Annotated in this window: 19 protein-coding genes; 17 read left to right on the forward strand and 2 right to left on the reverse strand. The window is 68.2% G+C overall.

The annotated features are described in order from the left end of the window. Window positions 1–13 precede the first annotated feature (13 nt). Together JF543_RS08125 and JF543_RS08130 are read left to right on the forward strand one after the other, a co-directional pair. Window positions 14–1,498 (forward strand): ABC transporter permease, encoded by a 1,485-nt coding sequence (locus tag JF543_RS08125; protein ID WP_206823680.1) that lies wholly within the window; start codon window positions 14–16, stop codon window positions 1,496–1,498. After that, window positions 1,495–2,559 (forward strand): ABC transporter ATP-binding protein, encoded by a 1,065-nt coding sequence (locus JF543_RS08130; RefSeq protein WP_206823682.1) that lies wholly within the window; start codon window positions 1,495–1,497, stop codon window positions 2,557–2,559. Before JF543_RS08125 ends, JF543_RS08130 begins: the two co-directional genes overlap by 4 nt. On the opposite strand, the gene JF543_RS08135 is transcribed toward JF543_RS08130, so the two are convergent. Beyond that, window positions 2,513–5,137 carry an AMP-binding protein gene (locus tag JF543_RS08135; RefSeq protein ID WP_206823689.1) on the reverse strand — a complete coding sequence of 875 codons (2,625 nt, stop codon included), beginning with the start codon at window positions 5,135–5,137 and terminating at the stop codon, window positions 2,513–2,515. The genes JF543_RS08130 and JF543_RS08135 overlap by 47 nt on opposite strands. Before the next feature lie 231 nt (window positions 5,138–5,368). Here JF543_RS08135 and JF543_RS08140 point away from each other — a divergent pair, with 231 nt between their 5' ends. The 8 genes from JF543_RS08140 (at window position 5,369) to JF543_RS08175 (ending at window position 15,386) form a co-directional block, all read left to right on the forward strand. Continuing rightward, window positions 5,369–6,553, forward strand: a complete 1,185-nt coding sequence (locus JF543_RS08140; protein ID WP_242519417.1) for an MFS transporter — start codon at window positions 5,369–5,371, stop codon at window positions 6,551–6,553. A 47-nt stretch (window positions 6,554–6,600) separates the two neighbouring features. Continuing rightward, window positions 6,601–8,022 (forward strand): trehalose-6-phosphate synthase, encoded by a 1,422-nt coding sequence (locus JF543_RS08145; protein ID WP_179411054.1) that lies wholly within the window; start codon window positions 6,601–6,603, stop codon window positions 8,020–8,022. Continuing rightward, on the forward strand, window positions 8,019–8,816 hold the full coding sequence (gene otsB, locus JF543_RS08150) for a trehalose-phosphatase (protein WP_206823695.1): 798 nt from the start codon (window positions 8,019–8,021) through the stop codon (window positions 8,814–8,816). The genes JF543_RS08145 and otsB overlap by 4 nt, the downstream gene beginning before the upstream one ends. Window positions 8,817–8,825: 9 nt before the next feature. Then, entirely contained in the window at window positions 8,826–10,559 is a 1,734-nt protein-coding gene (gene ilvD / locus JF543_RS08155; protein ID WP_179411052.1) for a dihydroxy-acid dehydratase, read from the forward strand. 59 nt (window positions 10,560–10,618) lie between these two features. Then, a complete protein-coding gene (locus tag JF543_RS08160; RefSeq protein ID WP_179411051.1) occupies window positions 10,619–12,421 on the forward strand; it encodes an acetolactate synthase large subunit in 1,803 nt (600 codons plus the stop codon). A gap of 3 nt (window positions 12,422–12,424) precedes the next feature. Further along, a complete protein-coding gene (ilvN, locus tag JF543_RS08165) occupies window positions 12,425–12,934 on the forward strand; it encodes an acetolactate synthase small subunit (protein ID WP_179411050.1) in 510 nt (169 codons plus the stop codon). 26 nt (window positions 12,935–12,960) lie between these two features. Further along, on the forward strand, window positions 12,961–14,031 hold the full coding sequence (gene ilvC / locus JF543_RS08170) for a ketol-acid reductoisomerase (protein ID WP_347401126.1): 1,071 nt from the start codon (window positions 12,961–12,963) through the stop codon (window positions 14,029–14,031). A gap of 89 nt (window positions 14,032–14,120) precedes the next feature. Continuing rightward, window positions 14,121–15,386 (forward strand): alpha-L-fucosidase, encoded by a 1,266-nt coding sequence (locus JF543_RS08175; RefSeq protein WP_179411048.1) that lies wholly within the window; start codon window positions 14,121–14,123, stop codon window positions 15,384–15,386. 7 nt (window positions 15,387–15,393) lie between these two features. Here the strand turns inward: JF543_RS08175 and JF543_RS08180 are convergent, their stop codons facing one another. Beyond that, complete coding sequence (locus JF543_RS08180) at window positions 15,394–16,548, reverse strand: ROK family transcriptional regulator (protein WP_206823697.1); 1,155 nt, start codon at window positions 16,546–16,548, stop codon at window positions 15,394–15,396. A gap of 183 nt (window positions 16,549–16,731) precedes the next feature. On the opposite strand from JF543_RS08180, the gene JF543_RS08185 reads away from it, so the two are divergent. Genes JF543_RS08185 through JF543_RS08215 form a run of 7 tightly spaced genes read left to right on the forward strand, consistent with a single transcriptional unit; the run spans window position 16,732 to window position 24,496 of the window. Next, entirely contained in the window at window positions 16,732–17,985 is a 1,254-nt protein-coding gene (locus JF543_RS08185; protein ID WP_224817717.1) for an ABC transporter substrate-binding protein, read from the forward strand. Between the two features lie 25 nt (window positions 17,986–18,010). After that, on the forward strand, window positions 18,011–18,922 hold the full coding sequence (locus JF543_RS08190; RefSeq protein ID WP_179411046.1) for a carbohydrate ABC transporter permease: 912 nt from the start codon (window positions 18,011–18,013) through the stop codon (window positions 18,920–18,922). Continuing rightward, window positions 18,912–19,841: a carbohydrate ABC transporter permease gene (locus JF543_RS08195; RefSeq protein WP_224817718.1), complete on the forward strand. Its 930-nt coding sequence runs from the start codon at window positions 18,912–18,914 to the stop codon at window positions 19,839–19,841. Before JF543_RS08190 ends, JF543_RS08195 begins: the two co-directional genes overlap by 11 nt. Before the next feature lie 31 nt (window positions 19,842–19,872). After that, window positions 19,873–20,790, forward strand: coding sequence for an ROK family protein (locus JF543_RS08200; protein WP_179411045.1), 918 nt, complete (start codon window positions 19,873–19,875; stop codon window positions 20,788–20,790). A gap of 30 nt (window positions 20,791–20,820) precedes the next feature. Beyond that, the gene (locus tag JF543_RS08205) at window positions 20,821–22,395 is read left to right on the forward strand and encodes a M81 family metallopeptidase (protein WP_179411044.1); all 1,575 of its coding nucleotides are present in this window, start codon (window positions 20,821–20,823) and stop codon (window positions 22,393–22,395) included. 2 nt (window positions 22,396–22,397) lie between these two features. Continuing rightward, on the forward strand, window positions 22,398–23,741 hold the full coding sequence (locus JF543_RS08210) for an alpha-L-fucosidase (protein ID WP_179411043.1): 1,344 nt from the start codon (window positions 22,398–22,400) through the stop codon (window positions 23,739–23,741). Beyond that, window positions 23,738–24,496: a copper homeostasis protein CutC gene (locus JF543_RS08215; RefSeq protein ID WP_179411042.1), complete on the forward strand. Its 759-nt coding sequence runs from the start codon at window positions 23,738–23,740 to the stop codon at window positions 24,494–24,496. The genes JF543_RS08210 and JF543_RS08215 overlap by 4 nt, the downstream gene beginning before the upstream one ends. The last annotated feature ends 4 nt before the right edge of the window (window positions 24,497–24,500 follow it).

A 24,500-nucleotide genomic window follows, 5' to 3' on the forward strand; every position in this document is an offset into this window, starting at 1 on the left:
GTCGTACCCCTGGATGCTGGCAATCGGCGTCGCCGCGGCCGCTGCGATCGCACTGATCCCCGTCGGCTATGTGGTCGTGTCGTCGATCCAGACGGGCCTCCCTCGACTGGTCGAGCTGCTCGTGCGCCCGAGAGTCGCCGAGCTGACCGTCAACACGGTGCTGCTCGTGGTGCTGGGAGTGGCCGCGACGCTCGTCGTGGGCATCGGCGGGGCATGGCTGGTCGAGCGAACGTCGTTGCCGCTGCGCCGGTTCTTCGCGATAACGTTGGCGGCGCCCTTGGCGATCCCCGCGTTCGTGACCAGCTACGGCTGGGCGAGCGTCGCCCCCTGGCTGGGCGGGCTCGGTGGTGCGGTGCTGATCGCCGCCTGCGCGTACTCACCGCTGGTGTACCTGCCGGCGGTCGCGGCCCTGCGCGGCCTTGACCCTGCGCTCGAAGAGAGCGCTCGCTCGCTCGGGCTCGGTCCATGGCGGGTGTTCGCGCGTGTGGTGCTGCCACAGCTGAGGATGGCCGCCATCGGCGGTGGCCTCGTGGTCGGACTGCACCTCCTCGCGGAGTACGGCGCGTTCGCGTTCCTCGAGTTCGGCACGTTCACCACCGCGATCATGGACGCCTACCGTGCGAACTTCGGCGGTGCTCTCGCGGCCGCCCTCGGAGTGGTGCTTGCCGCTCTGTGCCTTCTGCTCGTGATCGGTGAGAACCGCCTGCGGGGCACGTCGCGGCTGTCGCGCAGCGCCGCATCCCGCCCCGGCGGACGCGCGGACCTCGGTCGCTGGACCGTGCCGGCGGTGCTCGCCCTGCTCGTCTTCCTCAGTGCAGCGGTGCTCGTCCCGCTGTCTTCGGTGCTGCGATGGTCGCTGAGCAGCGGACTCGACGACTGGACGTCGGTCGTGTCCGCGGCCGGCCAGACGGTGCTGCTATCGGTGGGTGGAGCGCTGGTGTGCCTGCTCGTGGCGCTGCCTGTCGCTTGGCTGGCGGTACGTCACCGTGGACGGATCAGCGGCACGCTGGAGGGCGCCTTCTATGTCGCCGGGAGCTTTCCTGCAATCATCGTGGCGCTGGCACTGGTGGGGGTCACACTCACGGTCGCCCCGATGCTGTACCAAACGGCCGTCACCGTAATCGTGGCGTACGCGATCCTGTTCCTGCCGCGGCTACTCGTGCCGTTGCGCGCCGGGCTCGCCCAGATCTCACCCGCCTGGGAAGAGTCAGCCCGTTCGTTGGGCGTCCCGCCCTGGCGGGCCCGCCTGCGCGTCACCGTGCCGTTGCTCGTGCCCGCCGCCGCCAGCGGAGCGGCGCTGGTGGCGCTCGGCGCCTCGAACGAGCTGACGGCCACGCTGCTCCTCGCGCCGATCGGCACCGAGACCGTTGCGACCGGGTTCTGGTCGGCAGCCTCAGCCCTCGACTACGTGTCGGCCGCTCCCTACGCGCTGACGCTGATCGCACTGTCGGTACCGGCCGTGCATCTGATGTTCTCTGAAGCGACGGGGCGTGCATGACTCTTCGACTCGAACGTGTGGGCAAGTCCTTCGGTGCGACCGAGGTACTCCGAGACGTCGACTTCGCCGTGCCGGACGGTGCGCGGATGGCACTCGTGGGAGCATCCGGCAGCGGCAAGAGCACGCTGTTGCGGCTGATCGCCGGATTCGAGCGGCCCGACAGAGGCAGCATCGTGCTCGGTGACACGCTGCTCGCCGACCCCCGCACCTCGGTGCCCGCCCACCGCCGAGGCATCGGATACGTGCCGCAGGACGGTGCGCTCTTTCCGCACCTCACGGTGGCCGCCAACATCGCCTTCGGCCTGTCGCGTGGACCGGGGCGGGCGCAGCGGGTGCGCGAGATGATGGAGCTCACCTCGCTGGCGCCGGAACTCGCCGATCGCCGTCCGCACGAGCTGTCGGGCGGTCAACAGCAGCGGGTGGCACTGGCCCGAGCGCTCGCGCCCGCGCCCGGCGTGCTGCTGCTGGACGAGCCGTTCAGCGCCCTCGATGCGGGCCTGCGCGCGCAGACGCGTGAGGCGACGATCGACATCCTCGAGCACGCCCGGGTGACTACGGTGCTGGTCACCCACGATCAGGACGAAGCGCTGTCGTTCGGGAACCTTATCGGTGTGGTCACGGCGGGCAGACTCGCTCAGCACGGTGAGCCCGGGGCCGTGTTCGATGCGCCGGCCGATCGGGCCACGGCGGACTTCCTCGGAGACGCGCTGTACCTGCGCGCGCGCAGGGAGAATTCCGGCACGATCACGTGCGCGCTCGGAACGGTGTCCGTGCGGCATGATCTGTCGGCAGGTGCCCCCGAGATCCTCGCCATGGTGCGCCCCAGCCAGCTGGAGATGGTCTCTGACGCGACCGGCGCCGAGGGGACCATCGCGGGCTCGGCGACGATCACGGCACGGCGCGCCGTCGGCGCCCGCACGGAGCTGCGTGTCGACATCATGGGGGAGGACCGCACCCGCGTCTGGTTGCAGGTGCCTACGCACCGCGCTGCCGAGACCAACGACGGCGACGTCATCACCCTGCGCGTCGGCGGTGGCGCTGTGCTCTATCCCGCGCGCTGACGGCGCGCTGCGCGCGGCGGTACAGGGCCCAGACGACGACACCGACCGCGAGGGAGAGGACCGTCCCGACCGCGGGCGCGGTCAGCTCGAACGGCGGGTACACCACCCAGTGGGTGAGGTAGATGAACAGCGAGGCCGAGGCGAGTGTGGTGAGCACGGGACGCACCGCGGTCGGCACCGGTACGGCCGGCACCCAGATCAGCGCGAGCACACCGAGGGCCACGATGGCCTCGCGCAGTGGATCGCCGAAGAACCCGGGGATGAGGGCGACCGCGATCACCGTCGCCAGAGCGCGCCGGCGTGTGCTGTCGGCACGCGCGATGACGGCCCCGAGCGCGATGCACCAGAGCACGGTGGCGATGGCATATCGTTCCACGTGCTGAGCGGGGTCCAGGCCGAGCAGTGCGAAGCGCACGGCGACGGTCACGAAGAGAGCACCCAGCGCGAAGGCCCAGGGGGTTCGACGTTCGAGCCGATCGACGGCCGGTATCGCGAAGGCCGCTGAGAGCAGCAGCATGGTCCACACCACCGCCTCGAGGAACCAGAACTGCCACTGTTCGTTCCACAGGCCGTCCGCGGGCACGGCGTTGTTCACGAGCAGGGCGGTCGTCGGGTCGTACTTGCCACTGAGCAGTCCGACGGCGCCGATCCACAGCACGGCCGGGACAGCGATCTGCGCCACCGCGGTGAGCAGTCGGCGCGGGCGGTCCCGTGCCGACGGTGACAGTGCGAACCGGGCGAGGTTGTACCCGGCGACCACGAGCAGCAGATGAGCGCCGCCCTTGAGCGAGAAGCCGTCGCCGAGGAACAGGTCCGCGTGCGTGCCCACGACCAGGACGATCGCGATCGCGCGCAGAAGCACGGGCGTCTCGAGCGCGGCGATGGCGCGGCGGGGCGTCGCCTCTTGCGCAGTGGGGCCGCCCTGGGCGGAGTCTGCCACGCGGGCAGCATCCGTGCCGGGTGCGCGGCCCGTCGCGCCGAGGGCGGCGAGCTCGGTGCCTGATCGCGACGGCCAGTCGCGGGGGAGCGGACCGAGCAGATCCTCCAGGCGCACGGCGGCCTCGACGTAGCTCAAAGAGTCGCCGCTGAGCCCGGCGAAGCTGTCGTCGATCGTGGCATCCGCTCTGCCCGTGCACACGGCGAGGACGTCGCGCACGCGAGCGGGAGTGATCTCCTCAGCCGAGCGCGCCTCCGACGACGGCGCGGCGGCGCGCTCGGCGCGGTGGTGCGCGACGAGCGCAGCATTGTCAGGCTTGCCCGATGAGGTCACCGGGAACGCGTCCACGACGTGCACGGTCACCGCCGTCGCGGGCAGACCGACACGCTGTGACACCTCGTCGCGCGCTCGGGTCGCGTCGCGACCGTGTCGGACGAAGACGAGCAGTTCCTCGCCGTCGGCCGCAGCGCGCGACGGAATCCCGACGTCGTCGAGGTGACTCTGTACGGCGTCGAGATCCACGCGCAGCCCGAAGACCTTCACGAAGCGGTTCATCCGGCCGACGATCTCGACATAGCCATCCGGTCGCCATCGCGCGAGATCGCCGGTGCGCAGCTCGTGCACCGACCGACCCAGCGCGAGGTCGGCAGGTTGTTCGGCGTAGCCGAGCATGACGTTCGGGCCGGAGTACACCAGTTCACCCGACTCGCCGTCGTGGGCGTCGATACGGAATGATCCGCCGGGGATCGGTCGGCCGATCGAGCCCGCTGCCCGTTCGGCGTCCTCGGACGGCACGTACGACATCCGGGCCGTTGCCTCGGTCTGCCCGTACATGCTGAAGAACTCGAAGCCCTGCGCGCGTCCAGCCCGGGCGAGCGCGCGCACGCGCTCGGCGGGCAGACGCCCGCCGGCCTGCGTCAGATAGCGGATGCTGCGGGGCAGCCTTTCGGTACCGCCGACGGCGTCGATCAGATCGAATGTGTAGGGCACGCCGGCGAGACCGGTGATGCTCGTCTGCGCTGCGCGTGGCCAGAATCGCTCGTCGGTGACGGAGAGGTCCGAGAGCACCAGGCTGCCTCCGGCGAGCAGGTGACTGTTGATGACCGACAGTCCGTAGCAGTAGTGCATCGGGAGGGTGGTGATCGCGCGGTCGTCGTGCTCGAGTCGCAGGTACTCGGCGATCGCGGCGGCGTTGGACAGCAGAGCGTCGGCTGAGATGCGGACGAGCTTCGGCGAGCCCGTGGAACCGGATGTGCTGGTGACGAGCGCGAGATCTTCGTGCAGGGTGTGCGCGGTGCCCGGCCTGCGCTCGATGATCGTCCCGTCGCCGGTGAGGATGTCCGGGTCGAAACGCTCGATGAGCGTCTGCCGCGTGCGCACGGCCGATTCATCGTCGCCACCGGGGGCCAGCAGCACCGGGTGGCCGCCGGCGAGAGCACCCAGGTACGCGGTGAGCGCGGACACTGTGTTCGCGCCCTTGACGAGCACGAGTCGTCGTGTCGTGCCGAGCGCTTCGCGTGCGGCGCCGACCAGGTTGGCGAGTTCTGCGTAGGTGAGATCGCCGTCGTCCGTGCACACGGCGGTGGCCGTCGGGTGGCCGCGGAGCAGGTCGACGACGGTGGTGGGGGAGGCGGTGCTCACGGGTGTCGCTTCTTCTTGCATCGGGTGGGGCTAGGTGAGCCTAACCTATCCTGGCCTTCAGGTTAATATCGGTCGGCTCGACTACACTTCTGTACGGCGCCTCCGCGCCTTCACCTGTGTATCTACCGGCCGTCGGCATCCCGGCGGAAATCGGCGGCACCCGACCCGCGTCCTCGACGCGCGAGAGCCATGACACAGACATCTCCTACGACGTCACCGAGCCTGTTCACGATGGCAGGCTGGCCGTACTTCCTCATCGCCTTCGTGGCCCGACTGCCTTTCGCGATGATGGTGGTCGGCGTGCTCACGATGGTGGTCACCGCCCGCGGATCGCTGTCGCTCGGTGGCCTGTCGTCGGCGGCGGTCGGCGCGGGTACCGCGCTGATCGGTCCGTTTCTGGGCGCTGCGGCTGACCGGTATGGTCAGCGACCGGTGCTGGTGGCAGCGGCCGTCGTCAACTCCGCCATGCTCGCGGTGTTCGCGCTGGTGGTCTACAGCCCCGCCACCGACGTCGCGGTGCTCGCCGCCGGCTTCGCGATCGGCGCGAGCGCCCCGCAGGTGTCGCCGATGTCGCGTTCGCGCCTGGTCACCATCATCGACGAGCGGATGCCCGAGGCGCGCCGCGCCCGTACCACCTCGGCGACGATGTCGTACGAGTCAGCGGCGGATGAGACGGTCTTCGTCTTCGGGCCGTTCCTCGTCGGCATCCTGGCTTCGTTCATCGCACCGTGGGCGCCGATCGTGCTCGCCGCAGTGCTGACGCTCGTGTTCGTGGGAGCGTTCGCCCTGCACCCGACCGGCCGGCATGTGTCGGCGACGCGGACGCCGGGGGGAGCGGCGCCATCCGCCGTGTCGGAACTGTTCCACCCGGCACTGCTGACGGTCGTGGTCGGGATCTTCGGCGTCGGGCTGTTCTTCGGATCGACGCTGACCGCTTTGACCGCGTTCATGGCCGACCGCGGTGCGCCCGAGCAGGCCGGCTTGCTCTATGGCGTGATGGGCATCGGCTCGGCCATCCTCGCCCTGGGGGTCGCGTGGCTACCGGCACGGTTCACCCTGGCCGCGAGATGGCTCGTCTTCGGTGGCATCCTGCTCGCCGGGTCGGCGCTGGTCGTCACCGCGTCGAGCGTGGGCATGATGACGCTCGCGCTCGCGTTGCTGGGGATCGGCGTCGGGCCGACCCTGGTCACGCAGTACAGTCTCGGCGCCTCGCGCAGCCCTCTCGGACGCTCTGCGACCGTCATGACCATGCTCGGCTCGGGGGTCGTGGTCGGGCAGGCCCTGGCGTCGGCCGTGACGGGCGAGCTCGCTGAGTCCGTCGGCACGCAGGCGGCGCTGATGATGCCGTTGGTGGCGTCGTCGATCGTCCTGGCCGCGGGTATCGCGAATCGCTTCATGACACCGATCCGACGCTGATCGGCGGCACTGGGTAGCCTGGAGGCTCCGAGCAGAGGAGTCGCCCAGTGACCACCGCAGAGTTCGTCGTCGTAGCCAACCGTCTGCCCGTGGATCGGATTCTGACCCCCGACGGCGACGAGATCTGGCGCACCTCCCCGGGCGGTCTGGTCGCGGCGCTCGAGCCGATGATGCGCAGTGTCGACGGTGCCTGGGTCGGCTGGGCCGGTCAGCCCGACCTCGACATCGCACCGTTCACCGCCGACGGCATCCGGCTGCTGCCGGTGCGGCTGAGCGCTGACGAGGTCGAGCAGTACTACGAGGGTTTCTCGAACGACACCATCTGGCCCCTGTACCACGATGTGATCGCCCCGCCCCAGTATCACCGGGAGTGGTGGGAGGCGTACGTGTCGGTGAACCTGCGCTTCGCCGAGGCCGCCGCGACGGCGGTATCGAAGGGCGGTACCGTCTGGGTGCACGACTATCAGCTGCAGCTCGTTCCCGAGATGGTGCGCAACCTGCGCCCCGACGTCACGATCGGCTACTTCCACCACATTCCGTTCCCGGCCCACGGGTTGTACGCACAGCTGCCGTGGCGCGACCAAGTGCTGCGCGGCCTGCTGGGTGCCGACGTGATCGGTTTCCAGCGCGCGCAGGATGCCACCAACTTTCTCGCGGCGGCCAAGCGCAGACTGGGCTACGAGACCAAGGCCACGACGATCGCACTGCCCGATGGGCGTCGCCCGTTGGTCAAGGCCTTCCCGATCTCGATCGACACCACCCCGTACCGCGAGCTCGCCGCACGGCCCGACATCCAGGCGCGCGCGCAGGAGATCCGCGAGGGGCTGGGGAACCCGAAGCGCATTCTGCTCGGTGTTGACCGGCTCGACTACACCAAGGGCATCCGCCATCGCATCAAGGCATACGGCGAACTGCTCGATCAGGGCCATATCTCGGTCGAGGACGCGGCGTTCATCCAGGTCGCCAGTCCCAGCCGTGAACGTGTCGACGCCTACATGCACCTGCGCGACGAGGTCGAGCTCGCCATCGGCCGCATCAACGGAGACCACGACACTCTCGGCCACACCGCCATCCGCTACCTGCACCAGGGGTATCCGCGCGAGGAGATGGTCGCGATGTACCTGGCGGCCGACGTCATGCTCGTCACGGCGTTGCGCGACGGCATGAACCTGGTGGCCAAGGAGTACATCGCCACACGCGGCGACAATCGGGGCGTTCTCGTGCTCAGTGAGTTCACCGGGGCTGCCGACGAGCTGCGCCAGGCGGTGCGCGTCAATCCGCATGACATCGAGGGGCTGAAGGACGCGATCATGACCGCGATCGAGATGCCGCGCTCTGAACAGTCCAAGCGCATGCGCTCGCTGCGCAGGCGCGTGCTCGAGCACGACGTCAGCGCCTGGTCGCAGTCGTTCCTGTCGGCCCTGGGCGAGGCCTCGCGCGAGCGCGACGGAGCGGCGGCGAGCCGATGACGCGCACCTGGGACCCTGCTTCGACCGACCCGGACGTCGTCGCGATCGCGCGCACCCCGCGGCTGCTGGTCGCTCTTGACTTCGACGGCACGGCATCCGAGCTTGTGCACGAACCGATGTCGGCGCGCGCCGTTCCCGAGGTATCGGATGCCATCGCGCGCCTGACGGCACTGCCGCACACCACGGTGGCGTTCGTCTCGGGCCGAAGCCTCGCGCACCTGCGCGAGATCGCCGAACACCTCGACGACTCGCCAATCGTGCTCGCCGGATCCCACGGCGCGCAGTACTGGTACCCCGGCGAGGGCGAGCAGGACATCGTGCCGACCGCCGACGAGACCGCGTTGCGCGACGCGCTGCTCGACGAGCTCGCGCCGCTGATGGCTCAATACGCAGGAGTCGCGCTGGAGACCAAGACCTTCGGCATCGGCATCCACGGACGCCCCGCCGAGCCCACCGTCGAGCGCGCGGCGTTCTCACAGGCGGATGAGGTGCTCGCACGCCGCGCGCCGCACTGGCGACGCCGCACCGGCGATCGGATCCTCGAGTTCTCGTCGCGCGACGAGGGGAAGGACGCCGCCATCGGCGTGCTGCGCGCGCACACCGGTGCGACGGGCGTGCTGTTCGCCGGTGACGACGTCACCGACGAGGATGCGCTGCAGGTGCTGCAGTCGGGTGATCTGGGCGTTCGGGTCGGTACGGGACCGACCGCAGCGACCCTTCGGGTGGAGTCTCCGCAGCAGATCGCGGAGCTTCTGCGCGTCATCGCGACCGAGCGGGGCGCCAGTCGGGAATAGACTGCCGTCATGGCCACCCCCGAAGCTCACACCGGCGCGCCCGGCGCCACCTCTGACATCGACATCAAGCCCCGCAGCCGCGTCGTGACCGACGGCATCGAGGCGACCACCTCGCGAGGCATGCTCCGTGCCGTCGGCATGGGCGACGCCGACTGGGACAAGCCCCAGATCGGCATCGCCTCCAGCTGGAACGAGATCACCCCCTGCAACCTGAGCCTTGACCGGCTCGCACAGGGCGCCAAAGAAGGCGTGCACTCCGGTGGCGGTTACCCGCTGCAGTTCGGCACCATCTCGGTGTCGGACGGCATCTCGATGGGGCACGAGGGCATGCACTTCTCGCTCGTCTCGCGCGAAGTCATCGCCGACTCCGTCGAGACGGTGATGATGGCCGAGCGCCTCGACGGCAGCGTGCTGCTCGCCGGCTGCGACAAGTCCATCCCCGGCATGCTCATGGCCAGCGCCCGCCTCGGCCTGTCGAGCGTCTTCCTGTACGCCGGGTCGATCGCACCCGGCTGGGTCAAGCTCTCGGACGGCACCGAGAAAGAGATCACGATCATCGACTCGTTCGAGGGCGTCGGCGCCTGTCGAGCGGGTCGCATGACCGAAGAGGACCTCAAGCGCATCGAATGCGCCTTCGCGCCCGGCGAAGGCGCCTGCGGCGGCATGTACACGGCCAACACGATGGCATCCGTTGCCGAGGCACTCGGACTGAGCCTGCCGGGCTCGGCGGCGCCGCCCTCGGCCGACCGCCGCCGCGACTACTTCGCGCACCGCTCGGGTGAGGCCGTCGTCGAACTGCTGCGCCAGGGCATCACCACCAAGGACATCCTCACCAAGGAGTCGTTCGAGAACGCCGTCGCCCTGGCGATGGCACTGGGCGGATCGACCAACGTCGTGCTGCACCTTCTGGCGATCGCCCGCGAGGCGGGCGTCGACCTGACCCTGCACGACTTCAACCGCATCGGTGACAAGACGCCGCACATCGCCGACATGAAGCCCTTCGGCAAGTACGTCATGAACGACGTCGACCGTCACGGTGGCATCCCCGTCGTGATGAAGGCCATGCTCGACGAGGGCCTCATCCACGGTGACGCACTGACCGTCACCGGCAAGACGGTCGCCGAGAACCTGCGCGACCTGAACCCCGACCCCGTCGACGGTGACGTCATCCACACGTTCGACAACCCGATCCACGCCTCGGGTGGCATCACGATCCTGCACGGCTCGATGGCTCCCGAGGGTGCCGTGGTGAAGTCGGCCGGCTTCGACGCCGACGTGTTCGAGGGGCCCGCCCGCGTGTTCGAGCGCGAGCGCGCGGCCATGGACGCGCTGGCCGCGGGCGAGATCAGCGCCGGTGACGTGGTGGTCATCCGCTACGAGGGACCCAAGGGTGGGCCGGGTATGCGCGAGATGCTCGCCATCACCGGAGCCATCAAGGGCGCGGGCCTCGGAAAAGATGTACTACTCTTGACGGACGGACGATTCTCAGGCGGCACAACCGGCCTGTGCATCGGCCACATAGCACCCGAAGCGGTGGACGCTGGTCCCATCGCCTTCGTGCGCGATGGTGATCTGATACGGGTCGATATCGCGGCTCGCTCCCTCGAGCTACTCGTCGAGGAGGACGAGTTGAGCTCCCGCCGCTCTGGCTGGGAGCCCCTACCCCCGCGCTATACCCGTGGCGTCCTCGCCAAGTACTCCCGTCTCGTGCGCTCCGCAGCGGAGGGCGCGACGACCGGTTGACCCTGCGACGAGTTCAGGGACGCAACCGCTCTTCGGGCATATCGATCACAAGGAATGACATGACTGCTGATTCCGCTCCGGCCGTGCCCCGGCCACCCGCACGCGCTGCCTCGGCGCCCGAGATCTCCGGTGCTGAGGCGGTTGTCCGCTCGCTCGAGAAGCTCGGCGTGACCGACGTGTTCGGCATCCCCGGCGGCGCCATCATGCCGGTCTACGACCCGCTGATGGACGCCTCGGGCCTGCGGCACGTGCTTGTGCGCCACGAGCAGGGTGCCGGACACGCGGCCGAGGGATATGCCGCGGCCACCGGCAAGGTGGGCGTGTGCATCGCGACATCGGGCCCAGGCGCGACGAACCTCGTCACGGCGATCGCCGACGCCTACATGGACTCGGTGCCGCTGGTCGCGATCACCGGCCAGGTGTTCTCGACGCTGATGGGAACCGACGCCTTCCAGGAAGCCGACATCGTGGGTATCACGATGCCCGTCACGAAGCACTCGTTCCTGGTGCGGCGTGCCGAGGACATCCCGGGTGCGATCGCGGCGGCGTTCGAGATCGCCTCGACGGGCCGTCCTGGTCCGGTGCTGGTCGATATCACGAAGGACGCTCAGCAGACGGTCGCCCCCTTCATCTGGCCGCCCAAGATCGATCTGCCCGGCTACCGCCCGGTCACCAAGGCGCACGGCAAGCAGATCCAGGCCGCGGCCCGGCTGCTCGCCGACGCGAAGAAGCCGGTGCTGTACGTCGGCGGCGGTGTGATCCGCGGTGGCGCCGCAGCCGAGCTGCGTGTGCTCGCCGAGTCCACGGGGGCTCCCGTGGTCACCACGCTGATGGCGCGGGGTGCTTTCCCCGACTCGCACCCGCAGCACCTGGGCATGCCCGGCATGCATGGCACGGTTCCTGCCGTGCTGGCGTTGCAGGAGTCCGATCTGATCGTGTCGCTCGGTGCCCGCTTCGACGACCGCGTCACCGGCAAGGCGTCGCTGTTCGCGCCGAATGCCCAGGTCGTGCACGTCGACATCGACCCGGCCGAGATCTCGAAGATCCGCACGGCGGATGTGCCCATCGTCGGCGACGTGCGTGACGTGCTGGTCGACCTCGACACCGCTTTCCGCGGTGCGATCTCGGGCAGCCGTCCCGACACCGAGGAGTGGTGGTCGTATCTCGATGGGCTGAAGGCTGAGTTCCCCCTCGGCTACGCGTCGACGGATGATGGTCTGCTGGCGCCTCAGCACGTGATCCAGCGCATCGGCGAGCTGACCGGGCCTGACGCGATCTACGCGGCGGGCGTCGGCCAGCACCAGATGTGGGCGGCGCAGTTCATCAAGTACGAGCGCCCGAACTCGTGGCTCAACTCGGGCGGCGCGGGCACGATGGGCTACTCGGTGCCGGCCGCCATGGGGGCAAAGGTCGCCGAGCCGGATCGTGTCGTGTGGGCGATCGACGGCGACGGGTGTTTCCAGATGACCAACCAGGAGTTGGCGACCTGCGTCATCAACAACATCCCGATCAAGGTCGCGATCATCAACAACTCGTCCCTGGGCATGGTGCGGCAGTGGCAGACGCTGTTCTACGACGGTCGGCACTCGAACACCGACCTGAACACCGGCCACGGCACGGTGCGCATCCCCGACTTCGTCAAGCTCGCCGAGGCGTACGGCTGCCTCGCGTTGCGCGTTGAGAAGGAGGAGGACGTGGATGCCGCCATCCAGACCGCACTGGAGACCAACGACCGCCCCGTCGTCATCGACTTCGTGGTGAGCGCCGACGCCATGGTCTGGCCGATGGTGCCGCAGGGCGTCAGCAACAGCTACGTGCAGTACGCCCGTGATCACGCCCCCGCCTTCGATGAGGAGATCTGAGCCATGTCGACACACGTGCTGAGCCTCCTGGTCGAGGACACGCCTGGTCTGCTGACCCGGGTGGCGGGCCTGTTCGCCCGTCGCGGGTTCAACATCGAGTCCCTCGCGGTGGGCGTGACCGAGGTGCCCGGCATCTCGCGCATCACCGTCGTCGTGGATGTCGACGCACTGCCGCTGGAGCAGGTCACGAAGCAGTTGAACAAGCTCGTGAACGTGATCAAGATCGTCGAGCTGGAGCAGTCGTCGTCGGTGCAGCGCGAGCACATGCTCGTGAAGGTGCGCACCGACAACAACACCCGCTCCAACGTGCTCGAGGTCGTCAACCTCTTCCGCGCCTCGGTCGTCGACTACGCACCCGACGCCGTGGTGATCGAGGTCACCGGCGACAAGGGCAAGGTGCAGGCACTGCTGCGGGCGCTCGAGCCGTTCGGCATCAAGGAACTGGCGCAGTCCGGCCTTCTGGCCATCGGCCGCGGAAGCAAGAGCATCACCGAGCGCGTCCTGCGCGGCTAGACAACCGACTCAGGGCCCGGCGTCCCGTGCCGGGCCCACATCCGAACCACTATCAAGGAGAAACACAAGTGAGCACCGAGATCTTCTACGACGACGACGCCGACCTCTCGATCATCCAGGGCAAGAAGGTCGCCATCGTCGGCTACGGCTCGCAGGGCCACGCGCACGCGATGAACCTGCGCGACTCGGGCGTCGAGGTCGCGATCGCCCTCAAGGAGGGCTCGAAGTCGATCGCCAAGGCCGAAGAGGCCGGCTTCGCCGTCAAGACGGTCGCCGACGCTGCCGAGTGGGCGGACGTCATCATGATCCTCGCGCCGGACCAGCACCAGCGCACGATCTACACCGACTCGATCAAGGACAAGCTGACCGAGGGCAAGACGCTTGCCTTCGCGCACGGCTTCAACATCCGCTTCGGCTACATCGACGCGCCCGAGGGCGTCGACGTGATCCTGATCGCCCCGAAGGCGCCCGGCCACACCGTGCGCCGTGAGTTCGTCGCAGGTCGTGGCATCCCGGACATCATCGCCGTCGAGCGCGACGCGTCGGGTTCGGCCTGGCAGACCGCGCTGTCGTACGCGAAGGCGATCGGCGGCACCCGCGCCGGTGTGATCAAGACGACCTTCACCGAAGAGACCGAGACCGACCTGTTCGGCGAGCAGGCCGTTCTCTGCGGTGGCATGAGCCACCTCGTGCAGGCCGGTTTCGAGACGCTCGTCGAGGCGGGCTACCAGCCGCAGATCGCGTACTTCGAGGTGCTGCACGAGCTCAAGCTCATCGTCGACCTGATGTGGGAGGGCGGCATCGCCAAGCAGCGCTGGTCGATCTCCGACACCGCTGAGTTCGGTGACTACGTCTCGGGCCCGCGCGTCGTGGACGAGCGCGTCAAGGAGAGCATGAAGGCCGTGCTGTCCGACATCCAGTCGGGTGCGTTCGCGAAGCGCTTCATCGACGACCAGGACAACGGTGCCGAGGAGTTCCTGGCCCTTCGTGAGAAGGAGCAGGGTCACCCCATTGAGGTCACCGGCAAGGAGCTGCGTTCGCTGTTCGCCTGGAAGTCGCAGGATGAGGACTACGTCGAGGGCAGCGCCGCACGCTGATCCTTCAACCACAGAAATGGGCACCCCGCGGGGTGCCCATTTCTGTCTCTCCTGGCATAGACATCGGATGTCTGTGCCAGACTGGAGGCATGCGACAGCAATGGTTCGATGACGCCCGGTTCGGCTTGTTCGTGCACTTCGGCATCTACAGCGTGGCAGCGCGCCACGAGTGGGTCCAGAACTACGAGCGGATCACCGACGCCGACTACCGGCCGTACTTCGATCATTTCGATCCCGACCGATTCGATGCTGCGCAGATCGCCCGCACCGCCAAAGAGGCCGGCATGGGCTATGTGGTGCTCACCACGAAGCACCACGACGGCTTCTGCCTGTGGGACTCGAAGCTCACGGACTTCACATCGGTCGACGCGTGTGGACGTGATCTGGTGCGCGAGTACGTCGGCGCGCTACGCGCCGAGGGCCTCAAGGTGGGGCTGTATCACTCGTTGATCGACTGGCATCACCCCGACTTCACGGTGGACTGGGTGCACCCCCGCCGCGATGACCCGAACGCCGGCGAGCTCAACACGGGCCGCGACATGGCGCGATATCGCGCGTACCTGCACGGGCAGGTGCGGGAGCTGCTGACCGAGTACGGGCAGATCGACTACCTGTTCTTCGACTTCACCTACCCGGAGCACAAGGACGGCTGGGCGGGCAAGGGCCCTGAGGACTGGGCGGCGTCCGAGCTGCTGGCGATGTGCCGAGAGCTGCAGCCGGACATGCTGGTGAATGACCGGTTGGGCATCCCGGCCGACTTCGTCACTCCCGAGCAGTACCAGCCGACGGCTCCGCTGACCGTGGGTGGTGTGCCGCAGGTCTGGGAGGCCTGCCAGACGCTCAACGGATCGTGGGGCTACCACCGCGACAACATGGACCAGAAGTCGCCGACGCTGCTGGTTCAGATGCTCGCCGATTCGGTGTCGATGGACGGCAACATGCTGCTGAACATCGGTCCGGACGGGCGCGGTGCGATCGCGCCGCGCGACGCGCGCACGCTCGACGAGATCGGGCAGTGGATGCTGCTGCATCGTGACGCCATCGTCGGTGCCGGGCACGCCGACTTCACGCCCCCTCGTGAGGGTGTGTACACCCGGCGTGGCGACCGGTTGTACCTGCATCTGTTCAGCTGGCCGCTCGGCTTCGTGCACCTGCCCGACCTCGGTGACAAGGTTTCGTTCGCGCGTCTGCTCAACGATGGTTCGTGGTTGAAGACAACCGTCTCCGATCCGGAGCAGCAGGCGTCGCACATGACGCCCGCGGGTGAGGCGGCGGGCACTCTCACCGTGCACCTTCCGGTACGGCGCCCCGACGTACTGATGCCCGTGATCGAGCTCACCCTGAAAGGGCTCTGAGCGCCGCTCAGGCGGCGGTGGCCGAGAACTCCAGGCTATCGAGCGCGAGGCGTGCGGCGCCGTGCAGGATCGCGTCGGCGCCCGTGACGGCGGCCTCGATGCGCAGGGTCTGCGTCGCCAGGGGGTGGCACGCCTCGTACACGCGGCTGCGCACCGCGGCGATGAAGGGCTCTGAGGCGCTCATGCTGCCGGTGAGGAAGACCGCATGCGGGTTGAAGAAGTTCACCACGCCGGACAGTGCCTGGCCGAGATGCGTGCCCGCCGTGCGCACGAGCGTGGTCGCGACCGGGTCGGCATCGCGTGCGAGCAGGAGTACGTCGTTCGTGGTGGCGACATCGGACCGCCCGCGCTCGCGCATTTGGCGAACGAGGCTGGCGCCGCTCGCGACCGTCTCCAGGCACCCCGTGTTGCCGCAGGAACAGGGGATGTCGCCGCTGCCGTCGATGCGCGTATGGGTGATGTCTCCGGCTGCGGACGTCGCGCCGCGGTGCACGTCGCCGGCCACGATGATCCCACTGCCAACGGCGGTTCCGGCCTTCACGGTGATGCTGTGCCCCGTGGTGCCCAGCTGTGCGCGATGTTCGCCGAGCGCCGCGAGGTTGGCGTCGTTGTCGACGACGACCGGCACGTCTAGGCTCGCCCGCAGGTGTTCGCCGACTCGGAACGCGGGCCAGCCGGGCATGCGCGAGGGCTGATCGACGGAGCCGGTGGTGATGTCCACCGGGCCGGGCAGACCGACACCGACGGCGTGCAGTCGATGTTCGCCCGTCAGCTCACGCAGGGCGGGCACGAGCGTGTCAAGGGTGGCGACGGGGCCGTCGGAGAGATCGATGTCGAAGGTGTGCACCTGCTGCAGCGCGCCGCTGAGGTCGTGTCGGCCGATGCGGGCGTGGCCACCGCCGAGATCGACCGAGAGCACGACGCCGCTGTCGGGGGCGAGCCGCAGAACGCGCGGGCGGCGTCCACCGCGCGAGGCGCCGTCGCCGGCCTCGACGAGAAGGCCGGCATCGAGCAGGCGCTGCACGCGCAGCCCTACCGTCGAGGGGGCGATCCCGAGCCGCGCAGCGAGCTCGCTGCGGGAATCGGCCTCGCCGCGGGCGACGAGGTCGAGGATCAGCCGGACGGCGGCATCCTCCGACGTGTGGCCAGGAGTGGGGCTCATGTGCTCGCTTTCTGGAGTCGGTGCTGGTCAGGCTACCGGCAACGCGGATGCCGCGTGCGGGGGCTAAAGATCGGATGTTCGGGTTGCGGCATGTCGCGAACTATGACAGCGTATCTTCGTACAGAGAAACACTAAGTTGTTTCGATACCCGAATCAAATGACCTTTCCGCGAGGAGACATTCAATGAAGAAGATGCGTGTGGGTGCAGTGGTCGCCGTTGCTGGCGTCGCGGTTGCACTGACGGGTTGCACCAGTGCAGGTGGTGGTGCAGCGGACGGCGACACGATCGTCGTCGACATGTGGGCCGGCAGCGAGGACGACACGGCTGCGCTGGAGGCGCAGATGGATGTCGTGCGCGAGCAGAACCCGGACATCAAGGTCGAGCTGCGCACGGCGCCGTGGGGTGACTTCTTCACCAAGCTCACCACCAACATGGCCTCCGGCAACATGGCCTGCGTCACCGGCATGAACTCCGGCATGCTCGCCAGCTACACCTCGGGCTTCACCAAGCTGACCGACGATGACCTCGCCACTGCCGGCCTGGCCGCGTCTGACTTCGCAGAGGGCAGCCTCGAGATCCTCTCGAACAAGGGCGACATGTACGGTGTGCCCTTCGATGTCGCAACGATGCTGACGTACTACAACGAGGACCAGCTCACCGCCGCGGGTGCCGACCTGCCGAGCATCGGCTGGACCTTCGACGACTTCGAAGCGATCGCGGCCAAGGCCACCACCGATGGCAAGTACGGCTTCGGCATCGGCATGGGCGACTTCCAGTGGCAGGCGCTCCCGATCGCCAAGGGCGGCGTGCAGCCGGTCGCACAGGATGGCACGCTGCAGCTCACCGACCCGGCCTTCGCGGACGCCGCTGAGTGGTACGCCGGTCTGGTGACCGAGCAGAAGGTCGCCGCGCCCGTGGCATCCGCCTCGGATGGTGGCTGGGGCGAGAACCAGTTCACCAGCGAGAACGCCGCGATGGCCGTCGACGGCACCTGGAACGCCGTCGGATACCTCACCAACGACGCGGGGTTCGCCGCTGGTATGGCACCGCTGCCGACGGGTGAGAACGGCAACCTCAGCCTGATCCTCGGCTCGGGCTACGGCATCGCCGAGAGCTGCGAGAACAAGGAAGACGCGTTGAAGGTGCTCGGTTCCCTGCTCAGCAAGGACGCACAGGACTACATCGCTTCCTCGGGCCGCAGCTACCCGGCACGCGCCGAGAGCCAGCCGCTCTACTTCGAGTCGCTCGACGAGGCATACCGTGAGCAGGTCGAGGCCACCTTCGTCGCCGCCTTCGAGAACGTCCAGGGTCAGTACGTGTCTGACAACTGGGCCAAGGTCGGCACGTTCGTCCAGCCGTCGCTGGTGAGCATCTACAACGGCCAGGAGTCCATGTCGGCAGTGCTCGAGTCCGCTCAGCAGCAGTTCGGCAACTGACCACACCCAACAGAAACAGCGAGAGATGACGATCACGAACGCGCCCAAGCGGCGCTCGGGGTCGCTCGCCAAGGTCGAGGCGCGCCAGGCGCTGGGCTTCGCAAGCCCAGCCCTGGTGGGCCTCGCCCTTTTCACGATCGTGCCGGTCGTCTTGTCCATCGTGATGAGCTTCTTCGACTGGCCGACGTTCGGCGAGCGCACCTTCAACGGCGGGGCGAACTACGCCCGCCTCTTCGAGGACCCCAACTTCCTCCCCGCACTGCGCAACACGATTGTGTTCACGTTGCTGTACGTGCCGTTGAGCGTTGTGTTCTCGCTGGCGCTGGCCATCGGCCTCGGACCCCGCATTCGCGGACGCGGCGCGCTGCGTGTGCTCTTCTTCATCCCCGTCGTCACCCCGATGGTGGCCAACGTGCTGGTGTGGAAGATGCTGCTGCAACCGCAGGGGCTGTTCAACGGCCTGGCGCAGACCTGGTTCGGCGTCGAGCTGCCGAACTTCCTGGCAGACAAGAACTGGGCGATGATCATGGTCGTCGTCATGAGCGTCTGGCAGGGGATCGGCTACAACATGCTGATCTTCTCGGCTGCCCTGGAGCAGCTGCCCGAAAGCGTGATGGAGGCCGCGCGTATCGACGGCGCCCGCGGGTTCCGGATGACGTGGAGCATCATGGTTCCGATGATCTCGCCGGCGATCTTCTTCGCCACGATCATGACGATGATCACCTCGTTGCAGGTGTTCGTCCAACCCCAGATGCTCACCGGTGGTGGCCCTGGCAACGCCACACAACCGCTGGTGATGTGGATCTACAACCAGGGCTTCAAGTTCCAGGACCTCGGTCTGGCCGCTGCCGGCGCGTGGATCCTGTTCGCGCTGATCATCACCGTCACCGCGATCCAGTTCAAGGCACAGAAGAGGTGGGTGCACTATGAGCATTGACGTCGCAGAGTCCGATACCCGGACGCTGGTGACCCGCGACGGCGAAGAGCACGTCGAGGTCGAGCGTCGCTCGGGGCGTGCGCCGATGACACCCTGGGAGCGCGTGCGCCTGGTGCTCGCACACATCACCATCTACGTGGCTGCGCTGCTGTTCATGTTGCCTCTGGTCTACGCGTTCTTCTCGGCGCTCAAACCCAATGGCGAGATGTTCGCGATGCCGCCGTCGCTGTTCGGTTCTGAGATCCGCTGGTCGAACTTCGCCGAGGTGTTCGAGTACGGTCCGTTCTGGACCTACATCGGCAACTCGCTGTTCACCTCGGTCGCCGGAACCCTCGTCGTCCTGGTGGTGTCGACGACCGCCGGCTACGCCTTCGGGCGCTTGCGGTGGAAGGGCCGCGACGCGGTCTTCGTCCTGTTCCTGGCGACGCTGATGGTGCCGGCCGAGGTGCTGGTCATCCCCATGTTCCAGGTCATGCAGTGGTTCGGTTGGGTCGACACGTACCAAGCACTGATCTTCCCGTTCGCGTTCGGCGCGTTCGGTACGTTCCTGATGCGGCAGTTCTTCCGCGGCATCCCGTATGAGCTCGAAGAAGCCGCTCGCGTCGATGGCGCCGGCCCCGTGCGCACATTCCTGCAGATCATCCTGCCGCTGTCGAAGTCGGCGGTCGCTGTGCTGGCGGTGTTCACCTTCCTCTCGTTCTGGAACTCGTACCTGTGGCCGCTGATCGTCACGGTCGACTACAACAACCTCGGCACGCTGCCTGTGGGTCTGGCGAGCTTCTCGGGCCTGACCGGAACCCGATGGGATCTGCAGATGGCCGCGTCGATCATCTCGATGATCCCGACGACCATCCTCGTGATCGCGCTGCAGAAGCACCTGGTCAAGGGCATCGCCATGGCCGGCCTCGGAGGACGCTGACACTGATATGACAGACCATCACGGCACAACCATGCCTTCTTTCGAGGGGCCGCTGCTCGTCGGCATCGATATCGGCGGCACCAAGATCGCCGTCCTCGTCTGCGATGAGAGCAGACGCGTGCTCGCCCGCGGCGAGGCACCGGCTCCCGTCGCCGACGGGGGATCGGCCGTGGCCGACGCTGCCGCGCGTCTGGTGCACCAGCTCACGTCCGGCCGCACCGTACGTGCGGCCGGGGTGGGCGCCGCGGGAGTGATCGACCATGAGTCCGGCTCCATTCGTGCGGCATCCGCCACCTTCACCGACTGGGTCGGCTTCCCGCTCGCCAGCGAGCTCGCGGATCGTCTCGGTTGTGTGGTCACGGTCGAGAACGACGTCAACGCCTTCCTGCTCGGTGAGGCATCGCCGCACGAGCAGGACGTGCTCGGTGTGATGCTCGGCACCGGAGTCGGCGGCGCTGTGCTGATGGACGGCGAACTGCGTCGAGGGCCGCATGGCGCGGCCGGAGAGATCGGTCACACGCCTGGTTACGGAGACCTCCTCTGCACGTGCGGTCAGACCGGGCACCTCGAGACCCTGGCATCGGGCACGTCCATCGCGTTGCGCTACACGGCGCGCACCGGGCGAACTGTTGCGGGTTCGCGTGAGGTCGCCGCGCTGGCCGATGCGGGGGATGCCGATGCGCTGGCGGTATTCCGTGATGCGGGGCGCGCGCTCGGTACGGCGTGTGCCAGTGCCGCGGCGTTGCTCGATATCTCCGACGCGATCGTCGGCGGTGGTGTGGCACGCGCGTGGCACCTGCTGCAGCCGGGTATCGACGATGCCCTGCGCACCGATGCCCCTGTCACGGGCATCCCGTTGCGCATCCGCCCCGCCACCCACGGTGCCGATGCCGTCGCGCTCGGCGCGATCGCCTCGGCGCGAGCCCTGGCCCTCGTTCCCGTCGCCTGATCCGTCCTCCACCCGTACAGAAAGAGCACCATGACCGACCGTCTCGACGCCAGTCAGATCTGGATGGGCGCGCTGCCCGATGCGCACGAGCGCGGACTCACCGCGCCCCGCATCGGCATCGCCGGCATCTCCATCGAGTCCAGCACCTTCTCGCCGCACGTCTCGGGTGACGAGGCGTTCACGATCCGCACGGATGAGGACCTCCTCGGGTACTACCCGTTCCTCGACGAGGGACGCGAGCTCAGGGCGGCGGCGCGGTGGACCCCGATCTACCACGGGCGATCCCTTCCCGGGGGAGCGGTGGCCCCGCAGACGTACCAGCGGATGAAGGATGCGATCGTTGAGGGCATCCGCGACAGCATCCGTCGTGACGGACCCTTCGATGGCTTCTTCTTCGACATCCACGGCGCGATGAGTGTGATCGGCATGAAGGACGCCGAAGGCGACCTCGCCGTCGCCGTCCGCGAGGCGCTCGGTCCCGAGACGCTGATCTCATCGTCGATGGATCTGCACGGCAACGTGTCGGAGGTCCTGCGTGACGAGGTCGACATGCTCACCTGCTACCGCATGGCGCCGCACGAGGACTGGATGAACACGAAGGAGCGAGCGGTGTGGAACCTGCTCGCGCGTCTGCGCGGCGAGCATGGTGCTGACCCGCTGCGGCGTCGCCCGTATCGGGCCTGGGTGCCGGTTCCGGTGCTGCTGCCCGGTGAGAAGACCAGCACGCGCATGGAGCCCGCCGCCGGCATCTACGCCGAGCTGCCCGGGATCGAGGCCATGGATGGCGTGATCGACGCGTCGGTCTGGATCGGATACGCGTGGGCCGACGAACCGCGTTGCCAGGCGTATGTGATGGTGATGGGCGACGACCAGCAGCTCATTGCCCGTGAGGCCGAGCGCGTCGCTCGCATGTTCTGGGACGCGCGCGAGGACTTCGTGTTCGTCGCACCGACGGCGACGCTCGACGGTGCGCTGCAGAAGGCGCTCGCACCGGGCGCCGCCCGTCCGTACCTGATCTCGGACTCGGGCGACAACCCGACGGCCGGCGGCGCAGGAGATGTCACCTGGACGCTCACCGAACTGCTGGGGCGTCCAGAACTCACCGACGGATCGGTCACGACGCTCGTCGCCTCGATCTTCGACGCGGACGCGGTCAAGGCCGCCGAGGCGGCCGGCGTCGGCGCCGAGATCGTGCTCGAGGCCGGTGCCGGGGTCGACTCGGGCCCGGCCGGCCCGGTGCGCATCTGCGGTGAGGTCTTCTCGATCACCGAGGGCGACGCGGATGCCGGCACCCAGGCGGTCATCAGCGTCGGCGGTCTGCACGCGATCATCACCTCTCGCCGCAAGCCGTTCCATCACCTCGACGACTTCCGCATGCTGGGGCTCGACCCCGAGAACGCCGACATCGTCGTGGTCAAGATCGGCTATCTGGAGCCGGAGCTCTATGACCTCGCCGCGGACTGGACGCTGGCGCTCACACCGGGCGGGGTCGACCAGGATCTGCTGCGCCTTGGACACAGCGACCTCGCACCCGGCGTCTACCCGTTTGACACCACCGGAAACCCCGCACTCACGGCGCACGTGAGCCGACGTCAGGAGAGCTGAGCATGTTGAACTTCGAGACCCGTACCGGCCCCGACTTCGGCGCCGCTGCCCCGTCGTACCCGACCCAGGGCGTTCCCGAGTGGTACCGCGACGCGAAGCTCGGGTTCTTCGTGCACTGGGGCCTGTACTCGGTCCCTGCATGGGCGGTGCAGCACGGTGAGGGCGTGAACATCCCCGCTGAGGATGCGTACGCGTGGCACCAGTACGCCGAATGGTACGGAAACACCGTGCGGATCGCCGGCAGCCCGACCTGGGAACGTCACCAGCAGGTCTACGGCCCCGGAACGTCGTACGAAGACCTCGCGGACCTCTGGGATGCCTCGGCGTTCGACGCTGATGCGTTCGTCGGCGAGCTGGTCGGTGCCGGCGCGAAGTACGTGATCCCCACCACCAAGCATCACGAGGGCTTCTGCCTCTGGAACACCGCGACCACAGGGTTCAACTCGGTGGCCCGCGGTCCGAAGCGTGACCTCATCTCCGAGTTCCACGACGCGACGCGTCGTGCCGGCGCGCGGTTCGGGGTCTACTACTCGGGGGCGCTCGACTGGCACGTCAGCGACTTTCCCGCGATCGAGTCCGACACCGATCTGTTCCGCTTCCGTCGTCACGACGAGCACTTCTCCCGCTACTCGGCCGCCCAGCTGGAGGAACTGGTCGAGAAGTTCTCGCCCGACGTGCTCTGGAACGACATCGAGTGGCCCGATGGGGGAAAGGGCTCCGACGACTACGCCGTCGCCGCACTGCTGAGCCGATACTTCGATGCCGTGCCCGAGGGGGTCGTGAACGACCGTTGGGGAGTGCCGTACCACGGCTTCCTGACCCGCGAGTACCGCCACATCCCCGACATCCTCGAGCACCCGTGGGAGTCCACGCGCGGTCTGGGGTACTCGTTCGGTTTCAACCAGGCCGAAGACGATCGGCACTCGCTCTCCGGCGCCGAGCTGATCCGCATGCTCGTCGATGTCGTCTCCAAGAACGGCAACCTGCTCATCAACGTCGGACCTGCTGCCGACGGCTCGATCCCGGCGCTGCAGCTGGAGGCGATGCGCGCCATGGGTGCGTGGCTGACAGGGAACGGCAGCGCGATCTACGGCACGCGGCCGTGGGTGCGCTTCGGTGAGCCGCTGCGCCCGGTGCGTTACACGACGTCGTCGGAGGGAGTGCACGTGCACTCCCTCGAGCCGGCATCCGGTGAGCTGATCGTGCCCGCAGAGCTGGCCGAACGCGAGGCTCGCTGGGCGGACGGTTCGATTGCCGAGAGCGTGCAGGCAAGCGACGGCACGTCGACGCTGGTCATCCCCGACGCGCTGCGTGGTGACGCCGTCGCGGTGGCGACTCTGCGATGACGGCTGAGCCTGGCGGATCGGCCGTTCAGCTCGAGATCGCGGTGCAGGACGCCGCGGGCGCCCGTGCGGCGTTCGCGGCCGGCGCCGATCGGGTCGAGCTGTGTCAGGCGCTCGCGGAGACGGGCGGTCTCACGCCGTCGGCCGGCACGGTGGATGCCGTGCTGGCGGCGGCCGGTCAGCCAGAACGACTGGCCGTCCTGGTGCGGCCCCGGTCGGGTGGGTTCGTCTACGACGCGGAAGAGATCGCACTTGTTGCCTCCGACGTCCGCGATGCCGTGCGTCGCGGCGCCGGCGCGGTCGTCGTCGGCGCTCTCGACCGTCGGGGTCAGATCGACGTCGAAGCGATGTCGCGGTGGGCGGATGCCGCAGGCGACGCGGATGTCGTGTTCCACCGCGCCATCGACACGCTCGCTGATCCGGTGTCGGTCGTCGAGCAGCTGATCGATCTCGGCGTGCGCCGAGTGCTGACCAGCGGCGGCGCCGCGCGCAGCATCGACGGACTCGACACGATCACCGCGCTCGTGCGTCAGTCGGCGGGGCGGATGCAGATCATGCCGGGTGGGGGCGTCCGTGCCGACGACATCGCCGCTTTCGTGGCGGCGGGAGCCGATGCTGTGCACCTGTCGGCGCGAGGGCGCTCGACCGATGCGTCGCCGAGCGGTCCGGGCGGCGGAACGGCGGGGTACGACGTGACCGACCCCGCCATCGCCTCGGCGGCGCGTGCCGCTCTCGACCGTGCGGTGAGTGCGGCGTAGCCGA

The organism is Microbacterium esteraromaticum, assembly GCF_017303215.1.
Taxonomy (GTDB): domain Bacteria; phylum Actinomycetota; class Actinomycetes; order Actinomycetales; family Microbacteriaceae; genus Microbacterium; species Microbacterium esteraromaticum_C.